At 71.7% G+C, this 19,087-nt stretch carries 17 protein-coding genes; 2 read left to right on the plus strand and 15 right to left on the minus strand.

Going from position 1 to position 19,087, the window contains the following annotated elements; translation table 11 throughout:
- Window positions 1–44 precede the first annotated feature (44 nt).
- The 7 genes from ACLJT4_RS18240 to mnmA all read right to left on the minus strand — a co-directional run bounded on the left by ACLJT4_RS18240 (window position 45) and on the right by mnmA (window position 7,117).
- Window positions 45–1,445, minus strand: a complete 1,401-nt coding sequence (locus tag ACLJT4_RS18240; RefSeq protein ID WP_411123326.1) for an MFS transporter — start codon at window positions 1,443–1,445, stop codon at window positions 45–47.
- Between the two features lie 111 nt (window positions 1,446–1,556).
- On the minus strand, window positions 1,557–2,015 hold the full coding sequence (locus ACLJT4_RS18245) for a MarR family winged helix-turn-helix transcriptional regulator (RefSeq protein ID WP_411123327.1): 459 nt from the start codon (window positions 2,013–2,015) through the stop codon (window positions 1,557–1,559).
- Between the two features lie 99 nt (window positions 2,016–2,114).
- On the minus strand, window positions 2,115–2,804 hold the full coding sequence (locus ACLJT4_RS18250; protein ID WP_016571834.1) for an SDR family oxidoreductase: 690 nt from the start codon (window positions 2,802–2,804) through the stop codon (window positions 2,115–2,117).
- 36 nt (window positions 2,805–2,840) lie between these two features.
- A complete protein-coding gene (locus tag ACLJT4_RS18255) occupies window positions 2,841–3,383 on the minus strand; it encodes a TIGR00730 family Rossman fold protein (protein WP_411123328.1) in 543 nt (180 codons plus the stop codon).
- Window positions 3,384–3,484: 101 nt separating this feature from the next.
- Window positions 3,485–4,861, minus strand: coding sequence for an NADP-specific glutamate dehydrogenase (gdhA, locus tag ACLJT4_RS18260; RefSeq protein WP_411123329.1), 1,377 nt, complete (start codon window positions 4,859–4,861; stop codon window positions 3,485–3,487).
- Between the two features lie 189 nt (window positions 4,862–5,050).
- Window positions 5,051–5,782: a VC0807 family protein gene (locus ACLJT4_RS18265; RefSeq protein WP_411123330.1), complete on the minus strand. Its 732-nt coding sequence runs from the start codon at window positions 5,780–5,782 to the stop codon at window positions 5,051–5,053.
- A 183-nt stretch (window positions 5,783–5,965) separates the two neighbouring features.
- Window positions 5,966–7,117: a tRNA 2-thiouridine(34) synthase MnmA gene (gene mnmA / locus ACLJT4_RS18270; protein ID WP_411123331.1), complete on the minus strand. Its 1,152-nt coding sequence runs from the start codon at window positions 7,115–7,117 to the stop codon at window positions 5,966–5,968.
- 54 nt (window positions 7,118–7,171) lie between these two features.
- Between mnmA and ACLJT4_RS18275 the strand changes: the two genes are divergently transcribed.
- On the plus strand, window positions 7,172–7,921 hold the full coding sequence (locus ACLJT4_RS18275; RefSeq protein ID WP_411123332.1) for an N-acetylmuramoyl-L-alanine amidase: 750 nt from the start codon (window positions 7,172–7,174) through the stop codon (window positions 7,919–7,921).
- Between the two features lie 21 nt (window positions 7,922–7,942).
- On the opposite strand, the gene ACLJT4_RS18280 is transcribed toward ACLJT4_RS18275, so the two are convergent.
- Both ACLJT4_RS18280 and ACLJT4_RS18285 read right to left on the minus strand, forming a co-directional pair.
- Entirely contained in the window at window positions 7,943–9,112 is a 1,170-nt protein-coding gene (locus ACLJT4_RS18280) for a cysteine desulfurase family protein (RefSeq protein ID WP_233658428.1), read from the minus strand.
- A gap of 407 nt (window positions 9,113–9,519) precedes the next feature.
- Window positions 9,520–10,368, minus strand: a complete 849-nt coding sequence (locus ACLJT4_RS18285; protein ID WP_038521873.1) for a thioesterase family protein — start codon at window positions 10,366–10,368, stop codon at window positions 9,520–9,522.
- Window positions 10,369–10,485: 117 nt separating this feature from the next.
- Here ACLJT4_RS18285 and ACLJT4_RS18290 point away from each other — a divergent pair, with 117 nt between their 5' ends.
- A complete protein-coding gene (locus tag ACLJT4_RS18290; protein ID WP_037635628.1) occupies window positions 10,486–11,118 on the plus strand; it encodes a trimeric intracellular cation channel family protein in 633 nt (210 codons plus the stop codon).
- Window positions 11,119–11,122: 4 nt separating this feature from the next.
- On the opposite strand, the gene ACLJT4_RS18295 is transcribed toward ACLJT4_RS18290, so the two are convergent.
- The 6 genes from ACLJT4_RS18295 to ACLJT4_RS18320 all read right to left on the minus strand — a co-directional run bounded on the left by ACLJT4_RS18295 (window position 11,123) and on the right by ACLJT4_RS18320 (window position 19,051).
- On the minus strand, window positions 11,123–12,532 hold the full coding sequence (locus ACLJT4_RS18295) for a M1 family metallopeptidase (protein WP_411123333.1): 1,410 nt from the start codon (window positions 12,530–12,532) through the stop codon (window positions 11,123–11,125).
- A gap of 99 nt (window positions 12,533–12,631) precedes the next feature.
- A complete protein-coding gene (locus tag ACLJT4_RS18300; RefSeq protein ID WP_308401758.1) occupies window positions 12,632–13,771 on the minus strand; it encodes a dipeptide ABC transporter ATP-binding protein in 1,140 nt (379 codons plus the stop codon).
- Window positions 13,768–15,138 carry an ABC transporter ATP-binding protein gene (locus ACLJT4_RS18305; protein WP_411123334.1) on the minus strand — a complete coding sequence of 457 codons (1,371 nt, stop codon included), beginning with the start codon at window positions 15,136–15,138 and terminating at the stop codon, window positions 13,768–13,770. Before ACLJT4_RS18305 ends, ACLJT4_RS18300 begins: the two co-directional genes overlap by 4 nt.
- Window positions 15,135–16,145, minus strand: coding sequence for an ABC transporter permease (locus tag ACLJT4_RS18310; RefSeq protein WP_411123335.1), 1,011 nt, complete (start codon window positions 16,143–16,145; stop codon window positions 15,135–15,137). Before ACLJT4_RS18310 ends, ACLJT4_RS18305 begins: the two co-directional genes overlap by 4 nt.
- A gap of 78 nt (window positions 16,146–16,223) precedes the next feature.
- The gene (locus tag ACLJT4_RS18315) at window positions 16,224–17,972 is read right to left on the minus strand and encodes an ABC transporter substrate-binding protein (RefSeq protein ID WP_411123336.1); all 1,749 of its coding nucleotides are present in this window, start codon (window positions 17,970–17,972) and stop codon (window positions 16,224–16,226) included.
- 80 nt (window positions 17,973–18,052) lie between these two features.
- Window positions 18,053–19,051, minus strand: a complete 999-nt coding sequence (locus ACLJT4_RS18320; protein WP_411123337.1) for an ABC transporter permease — start codon at window positions 19,049–19,051, stop codon at window positions 18,053–18,055.
- Window positions 19,052–19,087 lie beyond the last annotated feature (36 nt).

Raw genomic sequence — 19,087 nt, forward strand, 5'->3', positions numbered from 1 at the left:
GCACCCGGTCCGCCGGTGGTGGGACCGGCCGGTCCGTGGGGCGGTCAGCTCCGCCGGCGGAGGCCGAGCCAGCCGAGCAGCGCCGCGGCCGCGAGGGCCAGGGCGGTCAGGGCGAAGGCGTATCCGGTCCCCTGGTAGGCGCCACCCGCGCCGGTCAGCACCGCGCCCATGCCGGCGATGCCGACCAGCGAGCCGACCTGCCGGTTGGCGTTGAGGGTCGCGCTGCCGATGTCGGCGTGCTCGCGGCCGGCGGCCTCCATCAGGACGCCGGTCATCGCCGGGGAGCTGATGCCGCCGGCGAGGTTGGTGACGGCCAGCACCGCGGCGATCACCCCGTACGGCAGGGACGGCGACAGGACGAGGAAGAGCAGCAGGTAGCCGGCGGCGGAGAAGGCCAGGGAGGCGGTGAGCGCGGTCCGGTTGCCGGTGCGCGGGGCGATCCGGGTGTAGAGGACGTTGCCGAGCGGGAGGACCAGGACGGCCGGGAGCATCTGCAGGCCGGCCGTCACCGCGCTCGCGCCGCGTCCGGTCTGGAGGAAGAGGCCGAGGACGAACAGGGCGCCGTAGAAGGCGAAGTTGAAGAGGAAGCCGACGGCGTTGGCGGCGCTGAAACGGCTGTCGGCGAAGAGCGCGACGGGCAGGACGGGGGTGCGGGCGGTCCGTTCCCGGAGTACGAACCCGGCGGCGGCGAGGACGGTGACCGCGAAGGCGGCGAGGACGGCGGGCGCGGTCCAGCCGGTGGCGGGGCCCTCGATGAGCGCGTAGCTGAGGGCGCCGAGGGCGAGCAGGCCCAGGACGTGGCCGCTGCCGCCGAGGGGTGCGCCGGTGCCCGGGACCGGCGTGATCACCCGGCGGGTGAGCAGCAGTCCCAGGATGCCGATGGGGAGGTTGACCAGGAAGATGCTGCGCCAGCCGAGGGTGCCGACGAGCAGGCCGCCGAGGGTCGGGGCCAGTCCGACGGAGGTGGAGACGATCGCGGACCAGATGCCGAGCACCTTCGCCCGGCGGGCCGGCTCGGGGAAGGCGTTCATCAGCAGCGACAGCGAGCTGGGCATGAAGAGTGCGGCGCCCGCGCCTTGGGCGAGGCGGGCCGCCACCAGCGCGCCGCCGCCCGGCGCGGCGGCGCCCAGCAGGGAGGCGACGGTGAAGACGGCGAGCCCGGCGAGGTAGGTCCGCCGGGCGCCGAACCGCTTGGCCAGCGAGCCGGCGAGCAGCAGCAGCGCGGCGAAGGAGAGGACGTAGCCGTCGACGACCCAGGTGAGGCCGGACATGGTCAGTCCGAGTCGGGCCTGGAGGTCGTGCGCGGCGACGTTCATGATGCCGGTGTCCAGGCTCGCCATCACGAACCCGAGTGCCAGGACGACGAGTTGGACGCCGCCGCGGGCGGGCGCGGGACGGGTCGGGGTGCTCGCCGTGCCGCGCGGCGCCGCTGTCTCAGTGATCATGCAATTAGTTATAGCTGTATCTAATTGCCGCCGTGATAGTTACAGCTATAACTTTACTGAAGGCATACCAAAGGCCCCCGGAGTGCGCCCCGGGGGCCGGTGAGGAGCGGGCTAGCCGGCGATCCTGCCCAGCGCCCTGAGCAGTTCGTCGCGGAGCGCGCCGCGCTCGTCGTGCGAGAGGTGGTCCAGCGGCGACGCGGTGCCCATCCGCCGCAGCAGGTCCAGCCGCAGCTCGCGACCGGCCTCGGTCAGCACCAGCTGCTTGGCCCGGCCGTCCGCGGGGTGCGGGCGGCGCACCACCATGCCCTGCTTCTCCAGCTTGGAGATGACGTAGGTGACGTTCGGCGGCTCGCAGCACAGCACCGCGGCCAGCTCCCGCGCGGTCTTCGGCTCGCCCAGCTCCTCCAGTGCCTTGGCCTGGGTCGGCGTCAGGTCCAGCTCCGCGATCCGGCTGCGCTGGTGGGCGTCCAGGCGGCGGCCCAACTCGGTGACGAGCCCCCGGATCTCCCGGAACCCGCACCCCGCCGCGGCGGAGGTCTTCGCTTCGGTGCTCGCCCTAGACGTGGTCACCCCGAAAGCGTACGTCGCCCCCGTGCGGTGCACGGGGGCGAGGGGCGGCCGGGCCGCCGGAGCCGTCCCGGGGTCCCGGGACCCCGGGGCCGCAGACGGTCACCGGCCCGGCCGGACCACCACGTCCTTGAGCTCCGCGTCCCGCGGCAGGTCGATCGCGGTGAGGATGGCCGTGGCCACCGACTCCGGGTCGATCCACCGGGTCGGGTCGTAGTCCTTGCCCTCCTGGCGGTGGGTGCTCTCCTGCATGGGCGTGGCGGTGCGCCCCGGGTAGACCGAGGTGACCCGCACGCCGTTGCCGTGCTCCTCGGCGCGCAGCGCATCGGCGAGCGCCTTCAGGCCGTGCTTGCTCGCCGCGTACCCGCCCCAGTTGGCGTGCGCCTCCAGCCCGGCCCCGGAGTTGACGAAGACCACGTGCCCCTGCGCCAGCCGCACCAGCGGCAGCAGCAGGCGGGTGATCTCGGCCGGCGCGACGAGGTTGACGGCGAGCTGCCGCTGCCACGCCTTGGCCGGCAGGTCGCCGACCGCGCCCAACTCGATGACGCCCGCGACGTGCTGGATGGAGTCGAGGCGGGTCGGCAGCTTCTGGTGGCCGAGCGCCCAGTCGAGCTTCTCGGGGGTGGCGAGGTCGCCGACGAGGAGCTGCGCCCCGGGGAACTGTTCGGTCAGCTCCTTGGCCCGGCGGAGGTCCCGGGCCAACAGCCAGAGTTCCTCGCCGCGCTCGGCCAGCCGCCGTGCGACCGCCGCTCCGATGCCGGATCCGGCGCCCGTGATCAAGTGCGTACCCATGGCAGCGATCCTACGGCGTGCCCGGGGGACGGCGGGTCACTTCCGGACGCGCACCTGCTCCTCCAGGTAGGCCAGCGCCGCCGCCCCGTCGTCGGCGAAGAACACCAGGTCGGAGAGGGGGATCGGCAGGAAGCCCTCCGCCTCCATCCGCTCGAACTGGGCCTTGAGCCCGTCGTAGAAACCGGCGGTGTTCAGCAGCACCACCGGCTTGGTGTGCATCCCGTGCTTGCGCAGCTCCAGGATCTCGGTCGCCTCGTCCAGGGTGCCGGTGCCGCCCACCATCACCACGATGGCGTCGGCACGGGCCAGCAGCTGCGCCTTGCGCTCGGCGAGGTCCTTGGTGACGACCATCTCGTCGGCGCCGGCCCGCACCTTGTGCGCGAGGAACTCCACGGAGACGCCGAGGAGCGCGCCGCCGGCCTCCTGGACGCCGTCCGCCATGACCTTCATCAGGCCGGTGTCCGAACCGCCCCACACCAGGGCGTGACCGCCCTCGCCGATCGCCTCGGCGAACTTCCGGGCGGGCTGCACGTAACGGTCGTCGAGGTCGGCGGCGGAGCAGAAGACGCAGATGTTCATGCCGTTCAGCCTACGGGGCGTGGTACCGGCGCCCCGCAGGGGCGGGAACGGTGCCGGGCCCGGCCACGGGGGTCCCCGCGGTCGGGCCCGGCACCGGACCTTTAGATCAGGCCCTGGTCCAGCATCGCGTCCGCGACCCGCTCGAAGCCGGCGATGTTGGCGCCCGCCACGTAGTCGCCGGGCAGCCCGAAGCGCTCGGCGGTCTGGAAGCAGGTGTCGTGGATCCCGCGCATGATGGCGGCGAGCTCGCCCTCCGCGCGCTCGAACGTCCACGCCTCACGGGCGGAGTTCTGCTGCATCTCCAGCGCGCTGGTCGCCACGCCGCCGGCGTTGGCGGCCTTGCCCGGGCCGAAGGCGACGCCGGCCTCCTTCAGGAACGCCACCGCCTCCGGGGTGGTGGGCATGTTGGCGCCCTCGGAGACCGCCTTGACGCCGCCCCGGACCAGGATCCGGGCGGCGTCCGCGTCGAGCTCGTTCTGCGTGGCGGACGGCAGGGCCACGTCGCAGGCGACGTCCCAGACGCTGCCGCCGGCGACGTACTTCGCCGAGGCGCCGCGCCGCTCGGCGTAGTCGCTGACCCGGCCGCGCTCGACCTCCTTGATCTGCTTCAGCAGCGCGAGGTCGATGCCCTTCTCGTCGACGACGTAGCCGCCCGAGTCGGAGACGGTCAGCACGTTGGCGCCGAGCGCCTGGGCCTTCTCGATGGTGTAGATGGCGACGTTGCCGGAACCGGAGACCACCACCTGCTGGCCGTCCAGCTCCTCACCGCGCTGCTTGAGCATCTCCTCGGTGAAGAGCACGTTGCCGTAGCCGGTGGCCTCGGTGCGGGCCTTGGAACCGCCCCATTCCAGGCCCTTTCCGGTCAGCACGCCGGCCTCCCAGCGGTTGGTGATCCGCCGGTACTGGCCGAAGAGGTAGCCGATCTCCCGACCGCCGACGCCGATGTCGCCGGCGGGCACGTCGGTGTGCTCGCCGAGGTGGCGCTGGAGCTCGGTCATGAAGGACTGGCAGAAGCGCATCACTTCGGCGTCCGTCTTGCCGTGCGGGTCGAAGTCGCTGCCGCCCTTGCCGCCGCCGATGTTCAGCCCGGTCAGGGCGTTCTTGAAGATCTGCTCGAAGCCGAGGAACTTCACGATGCCGAGGTTGACCGAGGAGTGGAACCGCAGGCCGCCCTTGTACGGGCCGAGGGCGCTGTTGAACTCCACCCGGAAGCCGCGGTTGACGCGGATCCGCCCGGCGTCGTCCTGCCAGGGCACCCGGAACATGATCTGCCGCTCGGGCTCGACCAGCCGCTCCAGAACCTTGGCGTCCGCGAACTCGGGCCGGGCGTCGAGCACCGGCGCCAGGGTTTCCAGGACCTCCAGAGCCGCCTGGTGGAACTCCGCCTCGCCGGGGTTCCGACGGATCAACTCGGCGTGCAGGGAAGCCAGCCCGGTGGTCAGACCACCGTGCTTGACCTCAGATTGAACAGTCGACATGACTTCCGTTCCCTTCGTGGCCGACGAAAGCCGCGTGCCGTCCGGATCGCCGTTGAACCGTCGACGCGGGGCCTTGGATGTCCCGTCGCGCTGCGCCGACTTTATGCGCCGAGCCCCGGAGGATCGAGGGCGGGGGTACCCGCCACGCCAACCTGTACGCGATTTCCCCAACTCCCGCGCCGCTCCGTTTCAGACGACGGCGGGCGCGGCGGCCGGCGCGGGCGGTGCCTCCCCGGGCGTGCCGGAGCCGGCCCCGGGGCCGTTCGCCGCCTCGGCCTCGGCCGTGACCAGCTGCTCCATCGGCGCTGCGCTGGCTCCGCCGGCGATCACCATGGCCAGCAGCAGCGCGACCACCGTGAGCACCGTGCCCAGCCAGACCATGGTGTGGACCGGCAGGAGGTAGACGCCGACGATCTTGACCCCGCACTCGGTCAGCAGCACGCTCCCCCAGATCGTCGAGAACCGCCGCTCCAACTGCCGGAAGCGCGCGCTCCCGCCCCGCAGCCGGTCCCAGGCCGCCTCCGCCGCCGGGCCGCCCTTCGTCACCCAGGGCTTGAGCCCGGCGCTCATCAGGGGCCGGCCGGCGGCCACCGAGACCAGCACCGCGATCCCGACGACGCTGCTGACGCCGCTGTCCTTGGCCATCATCAGCCGGGCGTCACCGGTCAGGGTGCTGGTCGCCAGCCCCACCGCGTTGACGACGAGGATCAGCAGCGCGAGGCCGTTGACGCTGCGCTCGCGGACCAGGCCCCAGGCCGTGCGGGCCGCCGGGGCCACGCTGCTCCAGGCCAGCGCGGCGACGTCGGACATGCCGAAGCCGCCGCTGAGGACGTAGTACGCGGCCGTCGGAATGCCGGCGTCGACCACCAGCGGCGTGAGGGCCTGCACGAGCTGACGGCCGGCGGACTGCTGCTGACTCACCACGGACTCCCCCGAGTTGGGCTCCGCACGGCGCCGGGTGCGCCGTGTCGGACGTCCCAAGCTTCCGGCAGCGTGGCACCCGGCCGGCAGTCCCGGCCGTCCCGTCTTCGCGGTGACATTTGTCAGTGCCGGGCCGGGGCCCTGGTGTGGGACGGCCTGGTGCGGCCCGTGGTGTCGGTGGGGTCAGCCGGCCTGTTGCGGCGCCGCCGCGGCGGGGGCCGGGCGGCGCGTGGTGGTGGCGATCGTCGCCGAACCGACCACCCGGGTGCCGTCGTAGAGGACGACGGCCTGGCCGGGGGCGACGCCGCGGACCGGTTCGGTGAAGGTGACGCGCAGGGTGTCGTCGACGACCTCCGCGCTGACCTCGGTCTCGCCGCCGTGGGCGCGGAGCTGTGCGGTGTAGCCGGCCGGGCCGGACGCCGGCGGGCGGCCGCACCAGCGAGGGCGGATCGCGGTGAGCGCCGTCACGTCGAGGGAGGCGGCCGGGCCGACCGTGACGGTGTTGTCCACCGGGGAGATGTCGAGGACGTAGCGCGGCTTGCCGTCCGCGGCCGGGGTACCGATGCGCAGCCCCTTGCGCTGGCCGATCGTGAAACCGTAGGCGCCGTCGTGGGTACCCAGGACCTCGCCGGACTCGTCGACGATGGGGCCCTCGGCGGCCCCCAGGCGCTTGGCGAGGAAGCCCTGCGTGTCGCCGTCGGCGATGAAGCAGATGTCGTGGCTGTCGGGCTTCTTGGCGACGAACAGGCCGCGGCGGGCGGCCTCTTCGCGGATCTCGGACTTGGTGGTGGGGGTGTCGCCGAGCGGGAACAGGGCGTGCGCCAGCTGGCGGTCGTCGAGCACGCCGAGGACGTAGGACTGGTCCTTGGCCATGTCGGCGGCGCGGTGCAGCTCGCGGGAGCCGTCCTCGCGCAGGATCACCTGGGCGTAGTGGCCGGTGCACACCGCGTCGAAGCCCAGGGCGAGCGCCTTGTCCAGGAGGGCGGCGAACTTGATCTTCTCGTTGCAGCGCAGGCAGGGGTTCGGCGTGCGGCCGGCCTCGTACTCGGCGACGAAGTCCTCGACCACGTCCTCGCGGAAGCGCTCGGCGAGGTCCCAGACGTAGAACGGGATGCCGATCACGTCGGCGGCGCGGCGGGCGTCGTGGGAGTCCTCGATGGTGCAACAGCCGCGGGCGCCGGTGCGGAACGACTTGGGGTTCTCGGACAGCGCGAGGTGGACCCCGGTGACGTCGTGGCCGGCCTCGGCGGCGCGGGCCGCGGCGACGGCGGAGTCCACACCGCCGGACATGGCGGCGAGGACGCGGAGACGGCGGGGGGCGGCGGCATCAGTCATAGCCCCTCAAGAGTAGACGGAACCGGAACGCGCCCGAAAAGCGTTGTGGAGGGCATGGCGGCGACGGATGAGGCGCGGGGCGAGGAACGACGGCCTGCGGCCGGGGAACGACAGCCCGCAGACGGGGAACGGGGCGCCGCCCGGCCGGCCGGGCGGCGGCTCACCCGGCGGCGGGCGCTGCTGCTCGGCGGCGGTGCCGCGGTGGCCGCCGGGGCGGCTGCGGTCGCCGCCCGCGAGGAGTTGGCGTACTGGTGGTGGCGGCTGCCGGGGAACGGCCGGCCCCGCAAGGAGGGCGAGGTGGACTTCGCCGGGGCGCAGTGGTCGGCCGCGTCCCCGGCCAACTACCGGCAGGCCAGCCGGCCGGACGACTACACCGTCGACCGGGTGGTGGTGCACGTCGTGCAGGGCAGCTTCGCCACCGCGCTGAAGGTCTTCCAGGACCCCTTCCACGAGGCGTCGGCGCACTACGTCGTCCGCGGTGACGGGCACGTCGCGCAGACCGTCCGCGAGCTGGACGTGGCCTTCCACGCCGGGAACCGCGGCTACAACGAGCGCAGCGTGGGCATCGAGCACGCGGGGTTCGTGGACCGGCCGGAGTCCTTCACCGCGGACATGTACGCCGCGTCGGCCCGGCTGACCGCCGGGATCTGCCGCCGGTACGCCTTCCCGGCCGACCGCGAGCACGTCGTCGGGCACGTCGAGGTGCCGGGCACCGACCACACCGACCCCGGGCCGCACTGGGACTGGGACCGCTACCTGGCGCTGGTCCGGGCGGAGCTGCGCCGGCCGGCGGGCCGGGCGTGACGCCCGGCCGGCCCGGCCCCGCTAGCTGAGTCCGGCGCCGCGGGCCCGCTCCACCACCGGACCGATGACCTCCGCCAGCGCCGCGACGTCCTCGGCGGTGGAGGTGTGGCCCAGCGAGAAGCGCAGCGTGCCGCGCGCGAGGTCCTGCGACATCCCGGTGGCCAGCAGGACGTGACTGGGCTGGGCGACGCCGGCAGTGCAGGCGGAGCCGGTGGAACAGGCGATGCCCTGGGCGTCCAGCAGCAGCAGCAGGGAGTCGCCCTCGCAGCCGGGGAAGGTGAAGTGGGCGTTGGCCGGCAGCCGGCCGGCCGGGTCCGGGTCGCCGCCCAGGAGGGCGTCGGGCGCGGCGGCCCGCACGGCCTTGATGAGGTCGTCGCGGAGCGCGCCGATCTCGCGGGCGAACTCCGCCCGGTGCGCGACGGCGTACCGGCCGGCCGCGGCGAACGCGGCGATGGCCGGGGTGTCGAGGGTGCCGGAGCGGACGTGGCGCTCCTGGCCGCCGCCGTGCAGCACCGGTACGGGGGCGTGCTCGCGGCCCAGCAGCAGCGCGCCGATCCCGTACGGCCCACCGATCTTGTGGCCGGAGACGGTCATCGCGGCCAGCCCGGAGGCGGCGAAGTCGACGTCCAGCTGGCCGACGGCCTGGACCGCGTCGGCGTGCAGCGGGACCTCGAACTCCCGGGCCACCTCGGCGAGTTCGCGGATCGGCTGGACCGTGCCGATCTCGTTGTTGGCCCACATCACGGTGGCCAGTGCGACGTCGGCGGGGTTGCGGGCGAGCGCCTCGCGCAGCGCCTCGGCGTGCACCCGGCCGAGGGCGTCGACCGGCAGCCAGTCGACGGTGGCGCCCTCGTGCTCGGCGAGCCATTCGACGGCGTCCAGGACGGCGTGGTGCTCGACCGGGCTGGCCAGGATCCGGGTCCGCGCCGGATCGGCCGCCCGGCGGGACCAGTACAGGCCCTTCACCGCGAGGTTGTCGGCCTCGGTGCCGCCCGCCGTGAAGACGACTTCGCTGGGGCGGGCACCCAGGGAGGACGCGAGTGATTCCCGCGCCTCCTCGACGGTGCGCCGGGCCCGCCGGCCGGCGGCGTGCAGGGAGGAGGCGTTGCCGGTGACGGTCAGCTGGGCGGTCATCGCCTGCACCGCCTCCGGAAGCATCGGGGTGGTGGCGGCGTGGTCGAGGTAAACCATGGTGCGCCGATTCTACGAGCCCCCCGGGGGCGCGTGCCCCGCGCGGGGGCGCATCCCCCAGGGCGCACGCTGCACCCACCCCTCGACACCCGAGATAAGCAGTCACCCACCTGACGCTCATGACACAGTGGCTCGCGGACCGAACTTTCCCCAGTGCCCGGGCGAGGTGCGGTGGACCGTCCTCGGGGACGGAGGCGAAGCGGCGGCGCCGGTGGGGCTGCTGCACGGGACACCGCGCCCGTCGCCCCGGCCACCAAGGGGCACGCCTTGGCGGCCCGCGCCCCCGGGGCGCGGCTGCGGCCGATCGGGGGCGCGGGCCGGCTCATGCAGGGGCTGGCACCGGGCGAACGGTCGGTGGCGTTGCGGGAGTTCGCGGGGCGGTCCGGCGCGCCGGGGCCGGCGGGCGGTTACTGTGCCAGGACCGTGCGGGCCAGTTGGCGGGACTGGGCGACCAGGCGGTCGGCGGAGTCCCAGACCTCGGCGTCCTCCTCCAGGAAGCCGCCGGCCAGGTTGCGGGTGACGATGGAGACCCGCAGCGGACCGGGGGCCGGGCGGTGCCGGACGTGGCAGGTCAGCTCGACGGTGGGGACCCAGCCGCTCAGGCCCATCTCGAAGGCGGTGGGCGGCAGGCCGTCGACGGCCAGGAGGAGGGAGAGCGGATCGGGCTCGCGGCCGTCGGCCAGGCCGAACCAGCCGCGCATCTCTCCCTTGCCGGAGGGCGCGCCCACCGCCCAGCCCACAGTCGCCGGGTCCAGCCGGATGTCCAGGCGCTCGGTGATCGCGGTGCTGCCGGGAATGGCCGGCCGGTCGCCGGGGGCGCTGTCCGTGCCCAGGCAGTGCTCGTAGGGCGGGATGGCCGGCGGCTTGGCGGTGGTGCGGACGTCGTCGGGAAGGGCGGCGAGGTCGCCGTAGGTGGCGAGCACCCGGATCCGTTCGACCTCGGTGCCGTCGTCGGCGAACTGGACCAGGGTGGCGGTGCCGGTGGACAGCGTGCGGCCGGTGCGGACCACCTCGGTGCGGACGACGGCGGGGCCGGGGGCGGAGGCCGTCAGGTAGTGCGCGGTGAGGGTGAGCGGGTCCGGGTGCGGGAGCGCGTCGCCCAGGGCGCGGCCCAGCAGGGCGAGGAGGTAGCCGCCGTTGACGGCGTTGATGATCGTCCAGCCCGCGGAGAGGTGGGCGTCGTAGACGCCCGGGGCGCGCCGGGTGACCGCGGTGTCGCGGTCGAACTCGCTGTTTCCTGCGGTCACCGATGCCATGGCGGCACGCTACACGGATCCATTACCGACCGGTAGTGTCAATTTCAAGGAACGGGACGGGAGTCGGACTCGGCACGCGCCCGGAGTGATCGACTCCGCGGCTGCCATCATGACCGCATGCTTCATGTGCTCTACCTGGTCGGCGTCTCGGCCTTCGCCGCGAGCGGCGTGCTGGCGGCCTACCGCGCCAACATGGACCCGTTCGGCGGTCTGGTCCTCGCGTTCGCCGCGTCCATCTCCGGCGGAACGCTGCGCGACCTGATCCTCGACCGGCGGCCGCTGTACTGGACGCACGACTGGGTGCTGCTGACGGTGATCATCTGCGTCGGCGTGGGCACCATGGTCTACCTGCGTTTCTGGTCCCTGCCGCGCAAGTCGCTCCTGGTGGTGGACGCGATCGGACTGTCCGTGGTGACCGTGATCGGTGCCCGGGCGGCGATCTCGGCGGGCGCCACCCCGCTCGCGGTGGTCATCCTGGCGGTGCTGACCGGCGTGGCCGGGGAGGTCCTGCGCGACGTGCTGTGCGGGGAGTTCCCGCCGCTGCTGCTGCGGGAGGACGTCTACGCCATCGCGGCGCTGGCCGGCGCCTGCTGCTACCTGCTGATGGACCGCCTCGGCGCCGGGGCCAACCCCGCCGCGGTGGTCTCGGCGGGGTTGGTGTTCGCGCTCCGGATGGGCGCCCTCTATCTGGGGCTGCACCTGCCCCGACCGCAGCAACTGCGCGCCCGGGGCGGCAAGCAGGCCGACTAGCCGGTCACTCCCCCGGCAGCGCGGGGCGGCTCTGGGTGTCCAGCCAGGTGTGGAAGAGGTCGCCCAGGCGCTGCCCGGAGATCTTCTCGGCCAGCGCGATGAAGTCGGCGGTGTCCGCGTTGCCGTAGCGGTGCCGGGCGGTCCAGGCGGGCAGCAGCCGGAAGAAGGCCCGGTCGCCGATGCGTTCGCGCAGCGCCTGGAGGGCCATCGCCCCGCGCTCGTAGACCGCGTCGGAGAACATGGTGTCCCGCTGCGGGTCGGAGACCTTGATCTTCCAGAACGCGTCGTCGGCCGGGGCGGCCCGGTACGCCTTGCGGAAGGCGTCGTGGGCGGTGGTGGTGCCGCGGTGTTCGGACCACAGCCACTGGGCGTAGGTGGCGAAGCCCTCGTTGAGCCAGATGTCCTTCCACTGCCGGACCGACACCGAGTCGCCGAACCACTGGTGGGCCAGCTCGTGGACGATGGTGCCCTCGTTGCGCACCGCGGAGTAGGCCGGCTTGGACTGCACCTCCAGGGAGAAGCCGGCCTGCGGCATGTCGTCCACGATCGCGCCGGTCTCCTCGAACGGGTACGGCCCGAAGAGCTTCGACCAGTAGTCGGTGGCCTCGGCGGTGATGCCGTAGACGTCGACCTTGCCGGTCGGCAGGCTCGGGTCGGTGGCGACGTAGATCGGGGTGCCGCCCGGGGTGGTGCCGGTGCGCACGTCGAACTTCCCGATGGTGGCGGTGGCCAGGTACGGCGCCATCGGGCGGCTCTCGCGCCAGTGGAACCAGGACCGGCCGCCGCGCTCGCCGGAGCCGACCAGCCGCCCGTTGGAGACCCCGGTCAGCCCCTTGGGGGCGTCGATCCGTATGTCGTAGGTGGCCTTCTCGTCCGGGTGATCGCTGGAGGGGAACCACGTCGAGGCCGCGTTGGGCTCGCAGGCCACGAACACCCCGTCCTTGGTCTTCATCCAGCCGTACTGGGAGCCGAAGACGATCGGGCCGCTGAGCGGTTGCGGGACGCCGTGGTAGACGACGGTGACCGCGAAGCGCTCGCCGCGGGCGAGCGGGCGACCGGGCCGGACGACGAGTTCGTCGCCGGTTCTGGAGAAGCGGGCGGGCCGGCCGTCGACCCGGACCTGGTCGACGGTCAGTTTCTGGAGGTCCAGGTCGAAGGAGGAGAGGTCCTGCGTGGCACGGGCGGAGACGGTGGCCCGGCCGTCGAGCCGACCCGAGTCGGGGTGGTAGCTGACGCCCAGGTCGTAGTGGAGCGGGGTGTAACCGCCGTTGCCCAGGCCGGGGAAGTAGGGGTCACCGATCCCGGGGGCGCCCGGGGTGGCGGCGGGGGCCGCGGCGATGGTGGCGGCCGAGGCCACCGCGGTGGCCAGGGCGAGCCAGCGGGAGGAGCGACGGGCAGAACGGGAGAGTGCCATGAGCCGTCCCTTCGGTTGCGCGGATGCGGGAAGAACAACCGCGCCGACTCTGCACTCTCCCGCCCGGCTCCACCGGCGACTTTGCCAAGTCGTCAGGAGTTACTGCCCGGTTGGTGCCTTACCGTCCGAACTTTCGGTCGCCGCGCCCGGGTTGGCGTCGACTCCGCCGTCCGCCTCCTCGGGGTGGTGGCAGGCCACCTGGTGCCCGGTCGCCAACTGGACCAGCGGCGGCTCGGTGGTGGCGCACTCCTCGGTCGCCTTCCAGCAGCGGGTGCGGAACCGGCAGCCGGACGGCGGGTTGATCGGCGAGGGCACGTCGCCCTTGAGCAGGATCCGGTCGCGCTTGGTGCGCCGCTTGGGGTCCGGCACCGGTACCGCGGAGAGCAGCGCCTTGGTGTACGGGTGCCGGGGCGAGGCGTAGAGCGCGTCCCGGTCGGCCAGTTCGACGATCTTGCCGAGGTACATCACCGCGATCCGGTCCGAGACGTGCCGGATGACCGAGAGGTCGTGCGCGATGATCACGTAGGTCAGGCCCAGCTCCTCCTGGAGGTCGTCCATGAGGTTGACGACCTGGGCCTGGATGGAGACGTCGAGGGCGGAGACCGGCTCGTCGGCGACCACCAGCTTGGGCTTGAGGGCCAGCGCCCGGGCGATCCCGATGCGCTGACGCTGACCGCCGGAGAACTCGTGCGGGTAGCGGTTGTAGTGCTCAGGGCTCAGGCCCACCAGCTCCAGCAGCCGCTGCACCTCCTTCTTGACCCCGCCCTCGGGCTCGACGCCCTGGAGCCGGAAGGGGGTGGAGACGATCCCGCCGATGGTGTGCCGCGGGTTCAGCGAACCGTACGGGTCCTGGAAGATCATCTGGATGTCGCGGCGCAACGGGCGCAGCTTGCCCGGGGACAGGTGGGTGATGTCCCGGCCCTCGAACTCGACGGCCCCGGCGGTCGGTTCGTCGAGCCGGGTGATCAGCCGCCCCATCGTGGACTTGCCGCAGCCGGACTCGCCGACGACGCCCAGCGTCTCACCGGGGAAGACGTCGAAGTCGATGCCGTCGACCGCCTGGACGGCGCCGACCTTGCGCTTGAGCAGGCCCTTGGTGATCGGGAAGTGGCGGACCAGGCCGCGGACCCTGAGCAGCGGCCGGTCCTGGGCGGCCGGTGCGGGCTTCGCGGCCGGTTCGCCCTTCTCGTGCGTCCCGGTGGTCTCGGGGGTCTCGGTCGTCTCGGGGGTCTCGGTCACAGCTTCGGCGCAATCTCTTCGGTCCAGATACGCTGCCGCTCCTCCTGCGGCAGGTGGCAGGCCGAGTAGTGCCGGCCGTCGACCTGCTGCAGTTCGGGGCGCACCGTGCGGGTGACGTTGTCCTTGGGGACGTCCGCGTACGGGCAACGGGGGTTGAAGGCACAGCCGGACGGCACGTTGATCAGGCTGGGCGGCGAGCCCTTGACCGGGATCAGCCGGTCGGTCTGGTCACGGTCGATCCGCGGCATCGAGCCGAGCAGGCCCCAGGTGTAGGGGTGTTGCGGGGTGGCGAACACCTTGTCCGAGGGGCCCCGTTCCACGCACCGCCCGCCGTACATCACCAGCAGGTCGTCGGCGAGTTCGGCGACCACGCCGAGGTCGTGGGTGATGATGACGACCGCCGAGCCGAACTCCTTCTGCAGATCGCGGATCAGGTCCAGGATCTGCGCCTGGACGGTGACGTCCAGAGCGGTGGTGGGCTCGTCCGCGATCAGCAGCTCGGGGTTGTTGACCAGCGCCATCGCGATCATGGCGCGCTGGCGCATACCGCCGGAGAACTGGTGCGGGTGGTCGTCCACCCGCTTGTCGGGCTGCGGGATGCCGACCCGGTCGAGCATCTCGACGGCCCGCTTGCGCGCGGTCTTCTTGTCGACGTCGTGGTGGACCCGGTACGCCTCCACGATCTGGCTGCCGACCGTGTAGAAGGGGTGCAGCGCGGAGAGCGGGTCCTGGAAGATCATGGCCATCTGACGGCCACGCAGCCGGCGCACCTCGTCGGGCTCGGCCGAGACGAGTTCCTTGCCGTCGAGCCAGATCTCGCCGGACATCCGGACCTTGCTGCGCTGCTGGCGGGAGGCCCGGTGCAGGCCCATGATCGCCAGCGAGGTCACCGACTTGCCGGAGCCGGACTCGCCGACGATGCCGAGCGTCTTGCCCTTCTCCAACCGGAAGGTCAGCCCGTCGACGGACTTCACCAGCCCGTCGTCGGTGGGGAAGTGCACCTTCAGGTCCCGCACTTCGAGGAAGGCGGACGGGGTGCCCCCGGACGCGGCGACGGGCTCGGCGACGGGCTTGGGGGCGGCCTCGGCCTTCGGCTCGGGCGCGGCCTCGGGCTCGGCCTCGGGCTCGGCCTCGACCGGGGTCACGTCGGTCTCGGACGCTTCGGCCTCGGAGGCATCAGCCTCGGGCGCTGCCGCCTTGGACGGGGTTGCCTCGGGCGCTTCGGCCTCGGGGACTTCGGCCTCGGGCACCTCAGCCTCGGGCGCTGCCGCCTTGGCGGTGGCTGCCCCGGACGCCTCGGCCGGCGCGGTCCCCTCGGCGGCGGGCTGCCCGGCCGCCGTGGTCTTGTCCTCGGAAGAGTCGGTCACGAGAGCCTCACCCGCGGGTCGACGGCGGCGTACAGAACGTCCACCACCAGGTTGCATATGACGATGAAGAACGCGGCGAGCAGGGTGACGCCGAGGATGTTCGGCAGGTCGTTGGCGTTGATGGAGTCCACCGCGAAGGCGCCGACTCCCTTGAGCGAGAAGACCTGTTCGGTGATGAGCGCGCCACCGAGCAGCAGGCCCAGGTCCATGCCGAAGACGGTGATGATCGGCGTGAGCGCGGCCCGCAGACCGTGCCGGATGACCACCCGGCGCTCCCGCAGGCCCTTGGCGCGGGCCGTGCGGATGTAGTCCTCGCTCAGCGTCTCCAGCATGCCGGCCCGGGTGAGCCGGGCGTAGAGCGCGGAGTAGAGGAAGGCCAGGGTGACCCAGGGCAGGACCAGCGTCCGGGCCCAGCCGAACGGATCGTCCAACAGCGGGACGTAATCACTGCGTTCGAAGATCGGCCACTGGTAGGTGAACAGGGCCAGGGCCAGCGCGCCGGTGAAGAACATGGGGAGGGAGACGCCGGCCAGGGCGACGCCCATCGCCATCCGGTCGAAGATCGAACCGGGGCGGAGCGCGGAGAGCACGCCGGTGGCGACGCCGGAGAGGACCCACAGCACCGCGGCGCCGGCGGCCAGCGACAGGGTGACCGGGAGCCGGGACTGGATCTCCGGCCAGACCTCCAGGTGGGTCTTGAAGGAGTACCCGAAGCACGGCACGTGGCACCGGGCCGCCTCGGGCCCGAACTTGTAGTCGACGCCGACGAAGATGCCCTTGAGGAAGTCCCAGTACTGCTCGTACACGGGCTTGTCCAGGCCGAGGTTCTTCTTGACCGCGGCGATGTCCGCCGGCGTGGGGGCCTTGCCGATGTACTGCTGGGCAAGCTGGTCGGTGCTCTGCCCGGCCAGTTTCGGCAGCAGGAAGAAGATGCCGAAAGTGACCGCGCTGACGATCAGCAGCAGGATCACTGCGCTGATCAACCTGCGGATGATGTACGAGAACACGGGGATGCGGCGCCGGTGCCGCGGGCCGGGAGCGACCGGCCCACGGACACCAATGCCTTCACCTGCCTTCCAGGGCTGCTACTTCTTGACGCCGATGTTGAGGTAGTCGTACTCACCGCTGAAGGCCGAGGTGGACACCAGGTTGGTGGCCTTGGGCGAGCGGTACATCAGGACCTTGAAGTAGGTCAGCGGGACGATCGCCGCCTGCTCCATCGCCTTGCGGTCGATGTCCCCGTACGCCTTCTCGCGGGCGGCCTGGTCGGTGTTGGCGATGGCGCCGTCGAGCAGCTTGTTGATCTCCGGGTCGTCCAGCTGGGACAGGTTGGAGTTGCCGGACTGGCTGATCGCCTTGCCGTTCAGGATCTGCTGGAGGTAGCCGTAGCCGGTCGGGAAGTCGGCGCCCCACTGCATCATCATCAGACCGACGTTGTTGGACTTGTCGAACTCCGGCACGCCGGCGTAGTCCGAGAAGTACTTGCTGGTCGGGTACGACTGGATCTTGGCGTTGATGCCGATCTTCTTCAGCGAGCCGATCACCGAGGTGGCCGCGTCGATCTCGTCCTGCCGGTCGTTGCGGGCCAGGATCGTGGTGTTGACGTTGCCGGCTCCGCACTTCTTCCAGTGCGCCTTGGCCTCGGTCAGGTCCAGGTTGTCGCCGTCGTACTTCTGCGGGTACAGGTCGAACTTCTGGTAGCCGGCGATGTCCGTCGGCAGGACCGTGGAGGCGATGTCACCGCGGATCGGGCCGCCGAGCGCGGTCTGCACGGACTTCTTGTCGATGGCGTACTCGACGGCCTTGCGGCACTCGACGTTGTCGAACGGCGCCACCTTGGTGTTGATCGCCGTGTAGACGAGGCGCTGGCCGAGCGCGTTGTCGGTGTGGGACTTCTGCGTCGGGTCGGTCAGCAACTGGGCCTGGGTCTGACCGTCGACGCCGCGGCCGGCCATGTCGACCATGGTGTTGCCGGACTGCAGGTCCTTGTCGATGGTCGACTGGGCGACCTTCAGGTTGAGGACGATCTTGTCCGGGAGCTGCTTGCGCAGCGGGTCGGTCGCGGCCGACCACTGCGGGTTGCGGACCAGGGTGAGCTTCTTGCCCTCCTGGTAGCTCTCGAACTTGTACGCGCCGGTGGACATCACGTGCTTGGTGTAGTCCGCGCCCTTGTCCTGGGCCTGCGGCACCGGTGCCGTCTGCGGCGCGCTGACCAGGTAGTCGAACTCGGCGAACGGCTTGTTCAGGTGGAAGACGATCGTCTGGGCGTCGGGCGTCTCTATGGACTTGAGCCCTTCCTTGCCCTTGTCCTTGTAGGGACCCTTGTAGCCGCCGTCGTTGTCCTGGAGGAACTGCTGGAAGTAGTTCGGGCCCAGGGAGAGGGTGTCGCGGGCGAAGTTGCTGCGCTCGACCGCGTACTTGACGTCCTGGGAGGTGACGGGGTTCCCGTCCTCGAACTTCACGCCCTTGCGCAGCTTGTACGTCCAGGTCTTGCCGCCGTCGCTGGCCTTGCCCATCGACTCGGCGAGGTCCGGGACCAGCTCCTCGCCCTTGGTGCCGGCACCGGGCTTGAAGGTGGTGAGCGGACGCGCGTACAGGCGGCTGAAGTTGTAGACGAAGGCGTAGTAGGTGTTACCCGGGTCGAAGGACTCCGGGGCGTCGCTCATCGCGTAGGTGAGGGTGCCCCCCTTCTCGTCCGAGGCGTTGACGACGCCCTTGGTGGCGGCGTTGGCCCCGGCCGAGCTGTCGGAGGAACCCTTTCCGCTGCAGCCGGCCAGCAAAAGGCCCGCACTGGTGATGGCCGCGACAGTCGCGACCGGAAGTGACCTTCGCATGATGCTCGGTGACCCCTTCGTTCGTCGTGAAACGTCAGATCGAAACGGCTAGAAGGTGAGGTGTCCGGACGGGCAGCCGCTCACCGGCTGCGCGGGTCCAGCGCGTCCCTCAGACCGTCACCGAGCAGGTTGAACGCGAGCACGGTGACGAAGATCGCGAGGCCGGGGACGATCATGTATTGGGGATCGACCTCGTAGTACTTGACCGCCTGGGTGAGCGTGCCGCCCCAGGACGACTGGGGCGGCTGGATGCCGACGCCCAGGAAGCTCAGCGCCGCCTCGAAGAGGATGTTGGAAGGGATCAGCAGCGTCGAGTAGACGATGATGGGTCCCACGAGGTTGGGCAGGAGTTCCCGGAAGAGGATGAACGGCCCGCGGGCGCCCAACCCGCGGGCGGCGGAGACGAACTCCCGCTCCCTCAGCGACAGGGTCTGGGCCCGCACGATCCGGCCCATGTAGGGCCAGTTGAAGAAGCCGATCACGAAGATCAGAACCGAGATGTGCAGCGGCAGGCCGTCCAGTCCGAACGCACCGCCCTGCAACGACGCGGAGATCGCAATGGCGAACAGCAGCAGCGGGAACGCCAGGAAGACGTCCATCATCCGGCTGATGAAAGCGTCCACCCGCCCGCGGTAGAAGCCGGCGACCACGCCGAAGACGGTGCCGATGGCCACCGACAGCAGCGTCGCGCCGAACGCCACGAGCAGCGACACCCAGGAGCCTTCGAGGATCCGGGAGAGCAGGTCGCGGCCGAACTTGGGGTCCACGCCCAGGAGGTGGTCGGCGCTCATCCCGCCGAAGTCGCCCTTGGGCAGGGTGGTGTTGGGGTCGATCAGGTCTTGGTGCGGCTGGTTCGGGTCCAGGCCGAACAGGTGCTGCAACGGACGGGACAGCGCGGCGGTCAGGATGAGCAGGATGACAACGATGGCACCCGCCATCGCGACCTTGTCGCGGCGGAAGCGCAGCCACGCGATCTGGCCCAGCGAGCGCCCCTCGATGCGCTTGCTCTCCACGCCCTCCAGCACCGCTTCCGGCTGCGCCTCAGCAGCCGCCCCGGTGGTCTCAATCGGTGCGGTCACGGTGCTTCAGAACCCCTCCCGGCCGACGGTGGCCGG

The sequence above is a fragment of the Streptomyces sp. x-19 genome, assembly GCF_046549115.1.
GTDB lineage: Bacteria > Actinomycetota > Actinomycetes > Streptomycetales > Streptomycetaceae > Streptomyces > Streptomyces albulus_C.

What these genes read in the sequence shown, in the direction of transcription:
- ACLJT4_RS18285 (WP_038521873.1), bottom strand. Translation starts at nt 10,368, where the DNA reads ATGGCATCGGTGACCGCAGGAAACAGCGAGTTCGACCGCGACACCGCG.
- ACLJT4_RS18280 (WP_233658428.1), bottom strand. Translation starts at nt 9,112, where the DNA reads ATGGTTTACCTCGACCACGCCGCCACCACCCCGATGCTTCCGGAGGCG.
- ACLJT4_RS18290 (WP_037635628.1), top strand. Translation starts at nt 10,486, where the DNA reads ATGCTTCATGTGCTCTACCTGGTCGGCGTCTCGGCCTTCGCCGCGAGC.
- ACLJT4_RS18295 (WP_411123333.1), bottom strand. Translation starts at nt 12,532, where the DNA reads ATGGCACTCTCCCGTTCTGCCCGTCGCTCCTCCCGCTGGCTCGCCCTG.
- ACLJT4_RS18315 (WP_411123336.1), bottom strand. Translation starts at nt 17,972, where the DNA reads ATGCGAAGGTCACTTCCGGTCGCGACTGTCGCGGCCATCACCAGTGCG.
- ACLJT4_RS18275 (WP_411123332.1), top strand. Translation starts at nt 7,172, where the DNA reads ATGGCGGCGACGGATGAGGCGCGGGGCGAGGAACGACGGCCTGCGGCC.
- gdhA (WP_411123329.1), bottom strand. Translation starts at nt 4,861, where the DNA reads ATGTCGACTGTTCAATCTGAGGTCAAGCACGGTGGTCTGACCACCGGG.
- ACLJT4_RS18255 (WP_411123328.1), bottom strand. Translation starts at nt 3,383, where the DNA reads ATGAACATCTGCGTCTTCTGCTCCGCCGCCGACCTCGACGACCGTTAC.
- ACLJT4_RS18250 (WP_016571834.1), bottom strand. Translation starts at nt 2,804, where the DNA reads ATGGGTACGCACTTGATCACGGGCGCCGGATCCGGCATCGGAGCGGCG.
- mnmA (WP_411123331.1), bottom strand. Translation starts at nt 7,117, where the DNA reads ATGACTGATGCCGCCGCCCCCCGCCGTCTCCGCGTCCTCGCCGCCATG.
- ACLJT4_RS18240 (WP_411123326.1), bottom strand. Translation starts at nt 1,445, where the DNA reads ATGATCACTGAGACAGCGGCGCCGCGCGGCACGGCGAGCACCCCGACC.